Source organism: Rickettsia endosymbiont of Proechinophthirus fluctus (genome assembly GCF_001602635.1).
GTDB lineage: Bacteria > Pseudomonadota > Alphaproteobacteria > Rickettsiales > Rickettsiaceae > Rickettsia > Rickettsia rickettsii.
This window is the reverse complement of the sequence record NZ_LECS01000004.1, coordinates 199154-214091: the sequence shown is the minus strand read 5'-3', so window position 1 is coordinate 214091 and position 14938 is coordinate 199154. Positions and strand designations below refer to the sequence as shown.

Sequence of the window (14938 nt, the reverse complement as noted above, 5' to 3'; positions counted from 1 at the left end):
CACGCAACAACGCCTCGTGGGAATGACATAAAATATAATTATTTTAATCCTTAATTGAGTAAATTATATAAAATTGACAATTAATCCTTAAATACTATAATTAATATATGTATATAAAAATAGAAGGTTAAGCTCTATGCCTAAAACTTTAAAATACTCACTTATTATATTTATAAGTATAATATTATTATTAATTGTTATTCCTTTCTTTATTCCTTTAAATAATTATAAAGGAATAGTAATAGATAAAGTTAAAGAGGCTACAAATAGAGATTTAACTATTAACGGCGACATAAAATTATCTTTACTACCAAATCCCGCAATATCCCTATCAGAAATTAAATTATCATCAATAAACGGTACACAAGAACCTCATCTAGTTTCCGTTGAAGGTGCTAAAGCGTCATTGCGACTTTTTCCTCTTTTTAGAGGAGCAATTGAAGTAGCTTCTATAGAATTGCAAAAACCGATTATAAATCTAGAAGTTTTAAGTAATGGACAAAAAAATTGGCAATTTTCTACACCTAATAATGCATCCAAAACAAATGAACTTAGCTCTGTAGAATCTACCGATACTAAAACTGAATTAGCACTTCCTATTTTGATTAGTCATTTTAAAATTATAGACGGCAAAGTAATATATATAGAAAAAAACAGTGAGAAAATATTTAACGATATTAACTTAGAGACTAAAATTAAAAGCCTTAAAGGTCCTATAGATTTGACTTTAGCTTTAAAGGCTTTGGCACAGCCAATTAATATAGATGGCAATATTGAAGAAATCGGTAAAATAATTCCGTTAAGTGCCAATATTAATCTTGCCGGTGAAAAAATTAAAATCGAAGGAAAATTTGATAGCGAAAATAATTCGTTCATAGGTAACACAAATATTAAAGGTAATACTAAAACTTTAGGTATGCCTGCTGATTTACAAAATGACTACGAGCTCACTACGGCAATTACTGCCGATAGTAAAAATATAGCTATTAAAGATGCTAGACTTAATTATCCAAATATAGAATTACTAGCAAATGCAAATTATGATATAGAGCGTAATAACCTGAAATCAAATATTATTATTAATCCCGGTAACATTATAACCGAAATTAGCTCTAATTTAGATAAGACAAATATTATGCTACAAGCTGACAGTTTAACACCTATACTTGATGCTCTAAAACTAAAGACCGATAAATTACCACCTATTATTAACCAAAAACTTATACTTACTTCTAATGTAATTAGTAATTCTCAAGCAATAAAATTACAAAATATTAATTTATCGGCTGCAAATAGTAATCTAACGGGAGATATTGAGCTTAAAAATTTAGCACAAGATATAACTATTTCGCACAATCTAAAAATTAATAATTTTGAGTCGTTTATGTCTCTTATGGGAGTAAGTAATTTAAGTCAGATTGGAGTATTGCAGTTAAACGGAGGAGTGCAAAAAATTAAAGATACTTTCCATATTAATAATAAAATATCCGCTTTTAATACTAATATATCTATTAAAGGAGATATTAATTTAGCAACTCAGAAGCCCAATTTTAATCTTAACTTATATAGTCCGTTAGTGAATTTGGATAAAATTCTTACAAGTAATAGTCCTACTCCTGCTCCAAATAAAACTAATAGTCCTGCTACTCAAAACATACCTACAGCTAAAAATAATTCTCCTTGGTCAAATAATCCTATTAATTTAGGGTTTTTAAATGAAATTGAAGGGCAATTATCCGCAAATATTGATAAATTAACTAACGACTCATTAATCATAAATAATTTAAAAGCAAAATTAAATATCACCGGCGGCACGCTGAATATTACTTCAGTTAATGCAAGCATTTACGGTGGCGAACTAAGTAGCACCGGTTATGTGAGTTCAGCCAAAGATCAAAACGCTGCAATTAAAATCGATTTAAAAAATGCCTATCTCAAAAGTTTCACTCCGCAATCGGATAAAATAAAAATAACTGATGGGCGACTAAGCTTTAAAGCCGATCTTACTTCTCGCGGTAATAGCGTTTATACATATGTTAATAATCTAAATGGACAATTTAACGTAAATAGCGATAACGGGAAAATAAGCGGATTTGATTTAAACCGAATCGCAGATGTGGTCAATAATGCTAAAAATACCGAAGGAGTATTGCAACTCATTAACAGCTCCTTTAGTGGCGGATCCACATCTTTCAAAAATTTAATTGCCAGAGGAAATATAACGCAAGGCAAGCTTAATTTAAATGAATGTAGTTTAGATGCTTCACCTACCACAACAAATGCAAGCGGTCAAATTAACTTACCACAATATATGATGGATGTTAGTGCAAGCGTTACTGTTGCCGATTTACCGCCTATAGCTGTTAAATTATACGGATTCATAAATAATCCGCAGCATAAATTAGACGTGCAAGCCTTTCAAACATATTTAGTTAAAAACGTATTTAATAGCGTTATTAAAGACTTAAAAAGCGGAGAGAAGAAACCTGCAAATATTATTAAAAATGCTTTGGGTCTCAGAAAGAAAAAGGATACAAATACAGAGGAACAAAACAGCCCTCTGCAGGAAAACCAACAAGCAGATCCTGTGAATAAGCTTCTACAAAAAGGATTGAAGAAACTTTTTTAATGTGACCGTCACGGGTGTTGTGTGACTTATTATTCCTCTCTATGTCATCATCCAGCAAAACATATAATATAGTGTAGTAACAATGTTGAAATTATTTTTTCTAGACTTAGTTAGCAAGCAACTAGATGATAGTGCAAAACTCATAAATACCCACGTTTTGATACAGTGATTCCTGTGCCAAACCTAATTGGATACAAATCCTTTGTTTCCTCAGTACCTAATACCAAATTAGGTATGTTTTTAGGGAAATCTTGAATTACTTTAGTAATTTTACTTCTCCATCATAATTTACCTTTTTCAACAAAATAATAAGGTCTTCATATAATGATTTTTTATTTGGATTTAACCCTATAGCTCTTTTGATAGAAGCGAGTGCTTCCTCTGGATTTATTTTATGTAATTTATTAAAAAACTCTTCGTGAGGGTATACTTTACTTGGATCTAGTTCAATAGCTTTCTTTAATGATTTAATCGCATTATCTTGTTGTTTTTCCATTAAAATAGAACTTAAACTATGAAAAATTTCAGCTTCTCTATTGTTATATTTTTCAGTCTTATCATAAGTTTCAATAAAATTTGAAAGTTCTTCAGGATCAGTTTCAACGAATTTTCGTAGATTGTCTTTTTCTTCTTGATATTGGATATCTGTTATGAAGATCGAGATATTTTTTCACTACTTTCTTTAGCAATGTCAGAAGTTTTAAACTTCCAATAAGGCAAAATTTCATTTTTATATGGTTGACAAATGCATACTCCTTGCTCCCCTTTACCTACTCTATAGCTTTCCAGGCATTTACGATACTCAATATCATTTTTCCATTTATAACTTTTATTATCAAAATTTAGATAGCTTAGTTTTTCCATAACTTATGATATATTTGTAATTAATAATTTATAACTACAATTGCAACGTAAGTAAATAAATCTGAAGTTTGTAAAGCTAAGTAAGTAGTTTAAATAAACTTTAATTTAAAATCGTATGATTAAGAAAATAGTACAAAATACGAAAACTTTGCACGTACGTCCTAATGGAAGATCAGCTGATTACATAACTCCTAACTTCATGTATGGCTGTGCCGGAGGTTGCAGAAATAGTTATTGTTATGTTATGCATCATAACTATGAGACATTATATATCAATGAAAATATAGATCAAATACTTGACGTATTGAATAAACATATAGCAAACTTACCGACTAAAATTTCCAATCAAACAGATTCTAAATATTGGACATATGATATAGGTTGTTCTACCGATGTCAGTTTGCATTGGAAACACACTAATTGGTTAAAGATATTTAATTTCTTTAAAGAAGATCCACGTGCTAAAGCAACTTTTGCTACTAAATATGTCAATCCTAAATTACTTAATTTTAATCCTGAAAACAAAATAAGGATTAGATTTAGTTTGATACCAACAAGAATGAGTGAGATATTAGAGCCAAAAACGAGTCCAATTATCGAGAGAATAAAAGCGGTGAATATTTTTATTGCAGCAGGTTACGAAGTTCATCTAAACTTTGCTCCTATTATTACTTATGAAGGCTGGCTTACCGAATATGCAAAGTTATTTGAAGATTTAGCTCAATACATAAACAACCAATATAAACCGTTGATAAAAGCGGAATGCATATTTTTAACGCATAACGATAAGCAGCATGAAAGAAATATTGCCTCAAATACGATTAGAGAGTGAAGCTTTAATTTGGCAACCAAATTATACAGGAAAATAAAGTAAGCGAATATGGAAGCAAGGCGGTACGTTATAAAGCCGGTATTAAGAGTAGTTTTATCCAACGATGGAGTGTGTTGCATGACAGGTTGCTCCCATGGAATAAAATACGATATATATTCTAACTCTTCCTACTTATCAAAATTACGAAACAAAAGTATGAAATTTAAAAATTACAGTTATAAATAAAAAATCACTTGTATGAAAATACACTTATGATATGTTTCTTCACGTTGGGTTTCAATTTTAGCTTCTATAAAAGTAACCCAACACTATTATCTCTCAGCTAATAGTGGATATAGTGTTAGTTGAGTACAAAAGTAAAAATATAAAAAACAAGTAAAATATCGAATAGGCAAAAAATCGTTTAGCTTGTTTGTTATCAGGGGTGTCATAGAATAAAGAACCGGCATAATATAGAAATACTACCCCAAGGATACCAGAAATTATTAAATATATAAAATTATTCATTCCAATAAAAAAAGGCATTAGCGAAACAATAAATAAAAGAATACTGTAAATTAGAATTTGTTTTTTAGTATATAAAGCCCCCTTTACTGCAGGCATCATCGGTACTTTACAGTTTTTATAGTCATCGTTACAGAATAAAGCAAGAGCCCATGAATGCGGCGGCGTCCAAATAAAAATCATTAAAAATAATATAATTGACTCTAGAGATATAGTATTGCTTACCGCTGCATAACCTATCACAGGAGGTAATGCTCCCGATACTCCGCCAATAACGATATTTTGTATAGAACGACGCTTTAACCAAATAGTATAAATACAGATATAATAAAAAATAGTGAATAGCAGTAAAAAGGATGCAAGTAGATTAACACATAAAGCCATAAAAAATACTGCAAAAAATCCCGTTATCAAACCAAAAGATAAAGCTTCATCAGATTCTATAACTCCTCTTACTATCGGTCTTTTTTGGGTACGTTTCATTAAGCTATCGATGTCTCTATCGTACCACATATTAATTGCCCCTGCACTACCTGCCCCCAGCGCTATGCAAACAACTGCAATACCAGCAATAAACGGATGCACGGAATAAGGAGCAAGCCACATACCTACAAAACCCGTAAAAATCACAAGCGACATTACACGCGGTTTCATAAGTAAAATATAGTCTTTAACAGTACTTTGTGAATGATTGATTTTACCTAAATTGATTGGTCTTACTAAGGAACTCATATGAAATATTTTTTAATTAAATATAAAAAGTTTTAGGTTAAAAATCAATGATTGACTTTGATACAAGAAATGTATATATTTTTTTGTAATTCAAATAATAAGTTAAGGATATTATCAGTGACAAAAATTGTTCGTTCTAAATATAAAGCTAGTAGAAGACTTGGAGTAAGTCTATGGGGTGATAGCAAGGATGCTTTCAATACACGAAATTATCGTCCCGGGCAACATGGGCAGAATACCATGATTAAAACTTCAGATTATGGTTTACATTTAAAAGCTAAGCAAAGATTGAAATGCCACTACGGTCGTGTCACTGAAAAACAATTTAGAAATATTTTTGCACTTGCTCAAAAAATGAAAGGTAATACCGGTGAAAATTTCATTGGGTTACTTGAAAGTAGACTTGATACGGTAGTTTATAGAATGAATATAGCTCCAACTATTTTTGCTGCACGACAGTTAGTTTCACATGGACATATTAAATTAAATGGTAAGAAAGCCGATATCGCAAGCATACGACTAAAGGCAGGCGATGTTATAGAAGTTAAAGAATCCGTAAAACAAATACCGCTTATCCAAGAATCCGTTTCAAAACAAGGTCAAACAACACCGGGGTATTTATCATTTGATGTACCTTCATTAACCGGTAAATATTTAAGAGTTCCTGCTCTTTCTGATGTCCCATATCCTTTTGAAGCAGAAGTGCATTTAGTAATTGAGTTATATTCTCGTTAACAACTATAAAAAGGCAGATTTTATTTATCTGCCTTTTTACCTACACCTACATTTTTTCTTTATACTATAATACAACTTATCACCTAATTCGGCAGCTTTTATTAAAGATAGATTAGTTAAGAATTTAACGTCTGAGCTAAGAAAAAACTGTAATTTTTGGCGAAGCAAGGAAGTATAAAAATGCTAATTTTTAGTATTTTTTTATTATTTTTATGGAGTGCCACACTACTTTCAATCGCTCAAAAGGTATTGCTGCGTGGATCAGTTTTTCAGTTGTTTTTGGATACCGTGGTCAAACCACGGTATAACACCGAGTGCCTTTTTTGATACACACAAAACAACACCCACTCACAATAACGATATCTATTTTTAATAAAAATAATGCTGCTTCTACCTTTTCCAAAAAGTTAGCATATGGAATTAATAATTAGTGGTATAATTGGTTTTATTGTAAATGGGACAACAGGAAGCAGTCTTTTTGTTTCGGCAACTCTTGCTGATGAAATCTTAATAACCGAAGGGTATTTTCAGAAACATTATCTTACTTCTGCCACATTTAAAGGAAGTTTAATCTACCCTATTACTACAAATCTCATCACAACTTTTCCTAATTATTCAGTACCAATTTATTTAACTTCTACAGCTGCAATAGTAGGCTTAGCATATTATGGGACTGATTGCTTAAATTATCAGGAAAATTTAAAAGAAATTCAGATAAACTTAACTCCTAATATTAGGGTAATTGATCCTAATATACTGTCTAACAATTTTAAAAATGATTCAAAAAATGAAATTAAAGATGTAACCCAAGGGTTTTAGATTTAATTGAAGCATACATAAATAGTAGTTTTATTAACTATACCGGAAATGATGGCAATATATTAATTGCATTAACCTTACTCATACAGCACCCTAATGCTGATATAGGAGCGCTTGTTTCTCAAGTAGCAAAAATCAGTATTTTATGGTGTGAAAAAAATATAATAAGCACACTATTCCAATCATATAAAGTTTCTTTAACACAAAATACTCAAGATTTAATCGAACAAAAAACTTTAGAAGTGTTACTAAACGAGGAATATAAAAGTCAAATCTTAGGATTAAAGGATATAGAAGCTATTACTAATAATTTATTTAATGATCTTAATAATACTTTCACTATTGGAATTTTACAATTAGGGAATTTAACCACTCAAAAAATTATACAGCTTATTGCATTGCAAGATATAATGAATTTAGTTCCAGGAGCTATTATATTTAATGCGTTTGAAAATATTAAGGAAGGATTTTTAAATATATTATATCAACTGAATATTTCTTACAGGCAAGAAGCCAGGGAAAATTAACGAAAATACAGCTTCTATAGTAAGCAATATATCCTCTAATACTTCAAATATCTTGTTAACTGATCCTGCTCAATTTGTACAAAATCAATATGCCAAACAACTTAAAGCTAAAAAAGCAATATCAAAGAAAATGTTGTTTTTAGATAGCACAAAAAATACTATAACTACTATACTAGATATCTCCGATAAATTCATAAAATCACTTTACTATATTTATAAAGTAAAAAATGGAGAGATTACGCCTGAGCAAGCTCTACTACTTAATCCTTGGCTTGAACCCTTAAAATCATTCTTAACAAGTTCCTCATTAAAAATAATCTTTAGTGGAGCAGTTATATAACAAGCAAGAATTACAAAATTAATAGAGGCAATTTCTTCTGAGAATACAAAAGGAATAACATGGTCTACTAATGATACAAACGATAAACTTGTAATTTCTGATTATAACCTCATTATAGAAGAAAGAACTATTTTGAGTTTTGAAAAATTTAGTATTCAAACTAGGAGCACATGATCTTCTTTCAGCTTCCTCAGGAAAAGGCAACACTACTTTTTTAAAGAGTTTAGTCAATTGTATTGCTGATCCATGCCATAGCGTTGGTGAAATTTCCATACCTACCCATTATCAAAATCCAAAAATAATATTTATTGATCAGAATAGTTACATACCGGTTTAATCTACTTTATTTGAAATAATAACCTCCGACCTTGATCAATCAATCATTAAATTAAAAGTAATAAGCAATTATTAGAAGAAAAAATTAACACACTACTTATAAAATTAGATCTAGGTACATTAATTAAGCACTTAAGTGATAAAAATTATGATGTAATAAATGCACCAAGTAGCACAAGTCAAAAGAAAAAAATTGGAATCATTAAAGCTATAATTTCAAACCCTAAAATATTAATTTTAGACGAGGTATTTGCTAATCTTGATAAAATATCTATAGAAAATGTATAACAAGCTTTAAAAGAATTTTTACCGGAAACTTTAATGCTTGTAGTGCATCATGACGGTAAATCTCATGACTATAATAATTTTTATGATCAGTATAAATCTTGAAGATTTGTATGCTGAAATAAAATTATTAGGAGAATAGCTATTTCTATGCAACCCTATATACTTGACTACTTTTCATTTATCATGAGTATATACTAAATCTAGATGTTCAATTATGGGAGTTTTTTAAGATTTCTTTATAGATTTCAAGGTTTTTTCTTAGCATCAGATCAAGAGAGAAATTATTAATTACCGTATGTCTTGCCGCTTCTTGGATTTTCTTAGCAAGATCAGTACCTAAAATCGAGAAACAATAATCGATTTTCTGTGCTAACGCTTCAGCATTATTTGGTTCTACGTGGAAACCAGTTATATTATTCTTTATTGTCTCTACTGCCCCGCCGATATTAGTTGCAATAACAAGCTTCTTCATCGCCTGCCCTTCTATAATAGTACGCCCGAAAGCTTCAGGCTCGATTGAGGCAGAAATGATAATATCGGAAATCCCATATAGGTTTATTATATCCAAATCATTACCAAAAATTTGAATTTTATTTTGAAGTTTTAGATTAGCTATAAGCTCTTTTACTCTATTAGTAAAATTGGGATGTCTAGATATATCACCAACCATTAAACAATAAAAGTCTCTATGTTTTAATTTACTTAATGCTTCTACTAGAACAAGATGTCCTTTCCAACTTGTCATTCTAGAAGGCATTAATATTATCGGCACGTTACTCGGTACATCATATTTATCACAACATTTTTCAAGTTTTTCCGGCGTTAAATTTGCAGGATCGAAATAATCACAATTCACTCCACGCTCAATTACTACTATTTTATCTTCATCAATTTTATAGTTTTCGAGCAAGTGTTGTTTTACAAAATTAGACACAGCAACAACTTTCTTGCCTTTTAGCATTATGCTATTATAATATTTTTTAAAACTATTCGGAATATTATACACCCCATGAAAGGTAGTCAAAAATTTAGCATTTGTCCATTTTGTTGCTAGATATGAACTCCATGCCGGTGCTCTTGATCTTGTATGAACTATATCAACATTATATTTTTTGATTATTTCTGCTATCAATTTTGCATTATTCAGAATTACAAAAGGATTTTTACTGTTACTATTTATTTCAATATGCAATATATCTTCCTTATCTAACTCTTTAACTAGAGTACCGCCTGCTGAAATTATGATAGGAGTATGACCGAGAATTTTAAGATATTTTGCAACTTCTATAGTACCTCTTTCAACCCCTCCCGAAACTAGAGCAGGCACTACTTGCAAAATAGTATATTTATTGTATCGTTTACTTGACTTTAATGAAGGCATTAAATCTCAATCTATTAAAATAATTATTTAAAATGCACAAACTTTATAATAAAACACAAGACAAATTTATTGTCTATGATAATTATAGAATAATTAATACAAATATTCCATCTGTAATTTTTTTACACGGCTTGATGTCTAGTATGCAATCAACTAAGGCTATCTATTTAATAGATTATTGTAAAAAAAACAATTATAATTTTATTGTTTTTGATAATTTCGGCCATGGAAAGGCATCAGGACAATTTAAGGATCAAACAATTAGTGATTGGTTAGAGGGAGTATCACTAATTTTAGATAAATTAATTAATACGGAGACGATATTAGTAGGTTCGAGCATAGGAGGATGGCTAGCACTTCTTGCGGCTTTAAGATTTCCTGATAAAATAAAGGGACTTGTGTGTGTAGCCCCTGCTCCAGATTGTACTGAAAATATTTGGCAAAATATATCTCTAAATGATCAAAATAAGATGCAAAAAGAGGGAATACTAGAAGTAAGCGGTAAAAATTGTGAGCATAAATATCATATAAGCTATAAACTGATAGAAGATGCAAAAAAATATTTATTATTGACAAAGAAACAGATTGATATAAATATACCGGTACATCTCATTCATGGGATGTTAGATGAAGACGTGCCTTATAATGTTTCAGTAAAATTATTAGAAAAAATAACGAGCAAACAAATAGTAATGAAGCTAATTAAAGACGGTCACCATAATTTATCTAGAGAAGAAGATTTAAAGGTAATGACAAATTCCTTAGAAGAAGTAATTAGACTCTTAAGTAAGATTAAATAAACAATAAATATGTATAGCAACATAAATAAAGTTCATGATTTTAAAGAAGTTATAGAAGCGGTAAAACAAGCCGATAATACTAGCTTGGTGCTTTTTGATGTAGATGAAGTAATTGTAATGGATAGTGATGAATCTAGGTTAACACATGATTATAGAAAAGAATTAATGAAGAACATTGAAAAAAGCCTTACTAGAAAAGAATGTGAATTATTACTTAGTATTGTTCTTAAAGATAGGAAAGCTAGATTTGTTAACCCAGATATCTTAACGACATTTGCTCTACTTACAGAAAAAAATGTACCGGCAATGGGTCTTACTAAACTTCCTACCGGTAAATTCGGCGTAATTGAAGATATGATCGAATGGAGAATTTGTGAACTCACTGCATTAAAGGTAAATTTTCAAGAATTTTCACCTTTAAAAGATGAGATAATAATAGAAGATTTTAATGCCGGTTACGGTAAACCTACATTAAAAGACGGAATAATTTACACTGCGGAATATGATAAAGGAAGCATGCTTGAGTATGTATTACGAAAAACAAGTTATTATCCACAATCAATAATATTTATCGATGATATGGAAGCAAATTTATTATCATTACAAGAAATTTGTAAGAAACTAAAAATTAACTATCAAGGATTTGAGTTTACCGGTGCTGCTATCGTTCCTGAACCTGTTCTTGATGCACAATTAGAAAAAATTAGATTTGAAATTCTAGAAAAAGAATATAAATGGTTAATGGATGAGGAACTGAAAAAGCATACTTTGTCATCTAGTAGATTGTCCACAGTATCCAGCTAAAAATGTCACAACAACATACACTTTTAGTTGCTTTTCTTAGATGCCGTGGACAATCTACTAGATGACACCTATGCACCTTAGAGTATAATATATGATGTCTGCAAAACTTATTGTTCTTTTTACCTTACTTATCTCGCTTTCTACTATAGCAAGTAAAAAGGAAGAAGAAACAATTACAGCAGTAAAAGCAACAAAAGTACAAATTGCTGAGCTTTACGACATATTTAATATTGTAGGGCAATGCCAGAATGATAATAGTCGTGATTATTATGCCAATGCCACCGGAGTAGTTGAACAAGTCTCAGCACATCAAGGAGACATAGTAAAAAAAGGGGATATATTGCTAGTTATAGATAAAAACATAGCAGAAACCACTAAATCTAGAGCAGCAGCGTTATTAAATACAAAACACGAAGATTATAATAGAAAAGAAGCTTTATTCGCTAAAAAATTTGTAAGCAACGAGGAATATAAAAGGTCAAAAAGCGAACTTGAAGATGCAAAATTTAATTATTCCAAAGCTCTAAAAACATATAATGATATGATCATTACTGCACCCTACTCTGGTAAAATAGGCGTAATTAAGTCTATGGTCGGCGATGAAGTAAAAATAGGTGACTATCTTTTCAGCATTACCGGAACAGAAAACTCACAAAGTATTTTTATTGAATTGCCGGAGTCTTTAAGCGGAAAAGTTGGCGTCGATACTGAAGTTTTAATTGCAGGAAAAATTAAAAGTACAATCGGGGCAATATCGCATTACTTATCAGATAATGGTACTTTAACAGCTAAAATTATTTTACCTATGGGTACAAAAATCCTGCATAATAGCTTTGTAGATGTTATACTTATAATTAACCCTCATAAAAACCTAACCGTTCCTGAAAGTTGTATTCAACGCAATAATCAAGGTAATTTTATTTATAAAATAGACGGTTATACGATAAAACAATTATATGTAAAAATCGGTACACGTACAGAAGGTCTAATTGAAATTATCTCTGACGATATTAAAGCAGGTGACTTAGTCGTTACCGAAGGTATGACTAAAATTGGTGATGGCTCAAAAGTTAAGATACTTGAGGAATAGTTATTTATATATGTATATGCTTTTTAAGCCATCTCTGTATTCTAGAGATTGTTGCACGTATTCCTTCTTGCCTTATAGAAGTAATAGTTAATAAAATCAAAATTTTTGTCACAAAGCAATAGGTTCGTATTTTTTGAATTACATAGTTATTTTTGAAAAAAGAAATATTACTTTTTTTATAGTCTTCATTTTTATTTTCTAGTAATCTTAATTGTGTAACAGCTGCTAATAACAAATTAATAGTAAACGGACTAAATTTACTTAAATAAGAATCATTAAGAACATAAGAAGTAATATTTATTAAACCTACTGAATATTTATTTGGATCCATAAACGTATTAGTACCACCGCTAATTCGTACTTTAGACAATTCTTTGTCTATACCGCCTATTGAGTTTTTACTAGCAATAGATATCCATAAACAACAATCTTCACCGCTTCTTATATTTTCAGGAAATAAATTTTCTTGAAATAATGTCAAAGTTCCCATAACTGTCGGCATTGCTATTGGACAAGTTTGTATGACTTGAGGAAAAACATTGCCACTAAAAAGCCCGGAATGAACAGATTCGATATATTTTCCTTTTTCATTTATTTTTTGATATGAAGTATGAGAAAATATAAAATTATTTTCTTCCATAAACTTTAATTGGATTTCTATTTTATCCTTATAAAATAAATCGTCCGAATCAAGGAAAGCAATATATTTTCCTATAGCATTTTTAATACCTAAGTTACGTGCAGCAGCAGGTCCTTCATTTTTTTTATGAAAATATTTTATTCTTTTATCTTTTTTGCATATTGCAGTTAATTCTGATATATCATCAGTCGACCCATCATCTATTATAAGTATCTCAAAATTTTTGTGTGTTTGAATAAGTACACTTTCTATAGCTTCAATTGCCCAATTTATTCTATTATATACCGGTATAATAACACTAATTTTAGTATCATTTAGTACTTGTTTAGCCATAGTATTTGCTAAATCACAGGCTTTTTTATACGGAGTATTATTGGATAAAAAAGTAGCTGTACGAGTTAAAAATAAATAAGGAGAACCTTCCATTTTGATCATTTCTTCTTCTGTTAACTCGTGAAGAAACGATGACCATAATACATTACATTCTTCGTTATGATTTGATATTTTTTTACTACCTTGCTCTGAATGAAAACGAGATTTAATTAGGATAGATTCGTCAAAATGAATAGGAGCAACACGGAAAATTTTAAACCATAAATCATAATCTTGCGTTGTCGGTAAAGCCTCATTAAATACACCGACTTCATGAAAATATTTAGCAGGAATCAATAACGAACAACCATGTATTAATCCTCGTAATAACGGTAATAAAGAAATATTAAGTTTATTTATAGGTAGCACACTATCCGGTTTAATATAACGTAGAGAGTTGCCTTTTTCATCGATTAATTCATAACCACCGTAAATGATAGTATCTTTATTATCTAATTTATTTAATATGTTAACTTGATGCTCGATTTTATTAGGATAATATATATCATCATGGCTAAGCCACGAAAAATATTCCCCTTGCATGTTTTTTATACCGTAATTTAAGGCCGAACCGCAACCTCCGTTTTCTTTATGAAAATAGCGTATTTTATCACCATATGATAATGCTACACGTTCTGTCTCTCCATTATCTTTTGAACCATCATTAACAACAATAATTTCAATATTTTTGTAAGTTTGTGCTAAAGCACTATTTATAGCTTCTTTCATATAATTAGCCCCATTATAGACAGGTATAATAATGGAAACTAAAGTATGATAAATATTTAGAGGTTTATCTTTTCTATTTGTCATAACTTTTAAAAATAATTTATAAAATGTTAGCTTTATTGTTTAAATTTTCTATAGAGTTTTAGAAAAATAGATTTTTCTTCTTCACTAATAATTAGTTTATTTTTAAATTTTTATTTCTTCTAAAGCATTATTTAGCTCTGTTACAGTATTATTTTAATTTAGTGTTTCTCTTCGCTATTTTTAAATGCATCTCTAGTTTGCAGCAATTGTTTTAATATATCTTGGGATTGCAAACCTAACTTTTCTAAAAATTCTAGAGTCCAAGCTGAGATTGGATAGTTAAATAATTGTTTTATAGGCTTTAAATCTGAGTTACTAGATATACAGATTATAGAATTAGGAGGATTTTTTCAGAATGCGTGTCGTTAGTTACACCATCTACTCCTTCAAGAAAAATGCTTTGTTCGGATATGATTCAAAGTCTTTTTCAGT

At 29.9% G+C, this 14938-nt stretch carries 15 protein-coding genes; 10 read left to right on the top strand and 5 right to left on the bottom strand.

Going from position 1 to position 14938, the window contains the following annotated elements:
• Positions 1–136: 136 nt before the first annotated feature.
• Positions 137–2629: an AsmA family protein gene (locus BG75_RS02945; protein ID WP_062811388.1), complete on the top strand. Its 2493-nt coding sequence runs from the start codon at positions 137–139 to the stop codon at positions 2627–2629.
• A gap of 256 nt (positions 2630–2885) precedes the next feature.
• On the opposite strand, the gene BG75_RS02940 is transcribed toward BG75_RS02945, so the two are convergent.
• Both BG75_RS02940 and BG75_RS02935 read right to left on the bottom strand, forming a co-directional pair.
• The gene (locus BG75_RS02940) at positions 2886–3125 is read right to left on the bottom strand and encodes a hypothetical protein (RefSeq protein ID WP_252903606.1); all 240 of its coding nucleotides are present in this window, start codon (positions 3123–3125) and stop codon (positions 2886–2888) included.
• A 152-nt stretch (positions 3126–3277) separates the two neighbouring features.
• Positions 3278–3493, bottom strand: a complete 216-nt coding sequence (locus tag BG75_RS02935; RefSeq protein ID WP_062811387.1) for a DUF4385 family protein — start codon at positions 3491–3493, stop codon at positions 3278–3280.
• Between the two features lie 115 nt (positions 3494–3608).
• Here BG75_RS02935 and BG75_RS02930 point away from each other — a divergent pair, with 115 nt between their 5' ends.
• Positions 3609–4325, top strand: a complete 717-nt coding sequence (locus BG75_RS02930) for a radical SAM protein (protein WP_368072212.1) — start codon at positions 3609–3611, stop codon at positions 4323–4325.
• Between the two features lie 318 nt (positions 4326–4643).
• Here the strand turns inward: BG75_RS02930 and cyoE are convergent, their stop codons facing one another.
• A complete protein-coding gene (cyoE, locus tag BG75_RS02925; protein ID WP_062811386.1) occupies positions 4644–5561 on the bottom strand; it encodes a heme o synthase in 918 nt (305 codons plus the stop codon).
• Between the two features lie 117 nt (positions 5562–5678).
• Between cyoE and rpsD the strand changes: the two genes are divergently transcribed.
• The 5 genes from rpsD to BG75_RS07190 all read left to right on the top strand — a co-directional run bounded on the left by rpsD (position 5679) and on the right by BG75_RS07190 (position 8319).
• Positions 5679–6296 carry a 30S ribosomal protein S4 gene (rpsD, locus tag BG75_RS02920; protein ID WP_010977111.1) on the top strand — a complete coding sequence of 206 codons (618 nt, stop codon included), beginning with the start codon at positions 5679–5681 and terminating at the stop codon, positions 6294–6296.
• 414 nt (positions 6297–6710) lie between these two features.
• Positions 6711–7115: a hypothetical protein gene (locus BG75_RS09645; RefSeq protein WP_062811385.1), complete on the top strand. Its 405-nt coding sequence runs from the start codon at positions 6711–6713 to the stop codon at positions 7113–7115.
• A 242-nt stretch (positions 7116–7357) separates the two neighbouring features.
• Complete coding sequence (locus BG75_RS08670) at positions 7358–7642, top strand: hypothetical protein (protein WP_196242462.1); 285 nt, start codon at positions 7358–7360, stop codon at positions 7640–7642.
• A gap of 52 nt (positions 7643–7694) precedes the next feature.
• Positions 7695–7982 carry a hypothetical protein gene (locus tag BG75_RS02905; RefSeq protein WP_062811384.1) on the top strand — a complete coding sequence of 96 codons (288 nt, stop codon included), beginning with the start codon at positions 7695–7697 and terminating at the stop codon, positions 7980–7982.
• A 139-nt stretch (positions 7983–8121) separates the two neighbouring features.
• A complete protein-coding gene (locus BG75_RS07190; protein WP_084777199.1) occupies positions 8122–8319 on the top strand; it encodes a hypothetical protein in 198 nt (65 codons plus the stop codon).
• Positions 8320–8814: 495 nt separating this feature from the next.
• Here the strand turns inward: BG75_RS07190 and BG75_RS02900 are convergent, their stop codons facing one another.
• Positions 8815–9987 (bottom strand): glycosyltransferase family 4 protein, encoded by a 1173-nt coding sequence (locus BG75_RS02900; protein WP_062811383.1) that lies wholly within the window; start codon positions 9985–9987, stop codon positions 8815–8817.
• 32 nt (positions 9988–10019) lie between these two features.
• Between BG75_RS02900 and BG75_RS02895 the strand changes: the two genes are divergently transcribed.
• From BG75_RS02895 to BG75_RS02885, 3 genes are all read left to right on the top strand, one after another.
• Entirely contained in the window at positions 10020–10787 is a 768-nt protein-coding gene (locus tag BG75_RS02895) for an alpha/beta hydrolase (protein ID WP_062811382.1), read from the top strand.
• Between the two features lie 9 nt (positions 10788–10796).
• Complete coding sequence (locus BG75_RS02890; RefSeq protein ID WP_062811381.1) at positions 10797–11591, top strand: DUF2608 domain-containing protein; 795 nt, start codon at positions 10797–10799, stop codon at positions 11589–11591.
• A 91-nt stretch (positions 11592–11682) separates the two neighbouring features.
• Positions 11683–12681: an efflux RND transporter periplasmic adaptor subunit gene (locus BG75_RS02885; RefSeq protein WP_217284872.1), complete on the top strand. Its 999-nt coding sequence runs from the start codon at positions 11683–11685 to the stop codon at positions 12679–12681.
• Between the two features lie 4 nt (positions 12682–12685).
• Here BG75_RS02885 and BG75_RS02880 read toward each other — a convergent pair whose 3' ends face one another.
• Positions 12686–14506, bottom strand: coding sequence for a glycosyltransferase family 2 protein (locus BG75_RS02880; protein ID WP_062811379.1), 1821 nt, complete (start codon positions 14504–14506; stop codon positions 12686–12688).
• Positions 14507–14938 lie beyond the last annotated feature (432 nt).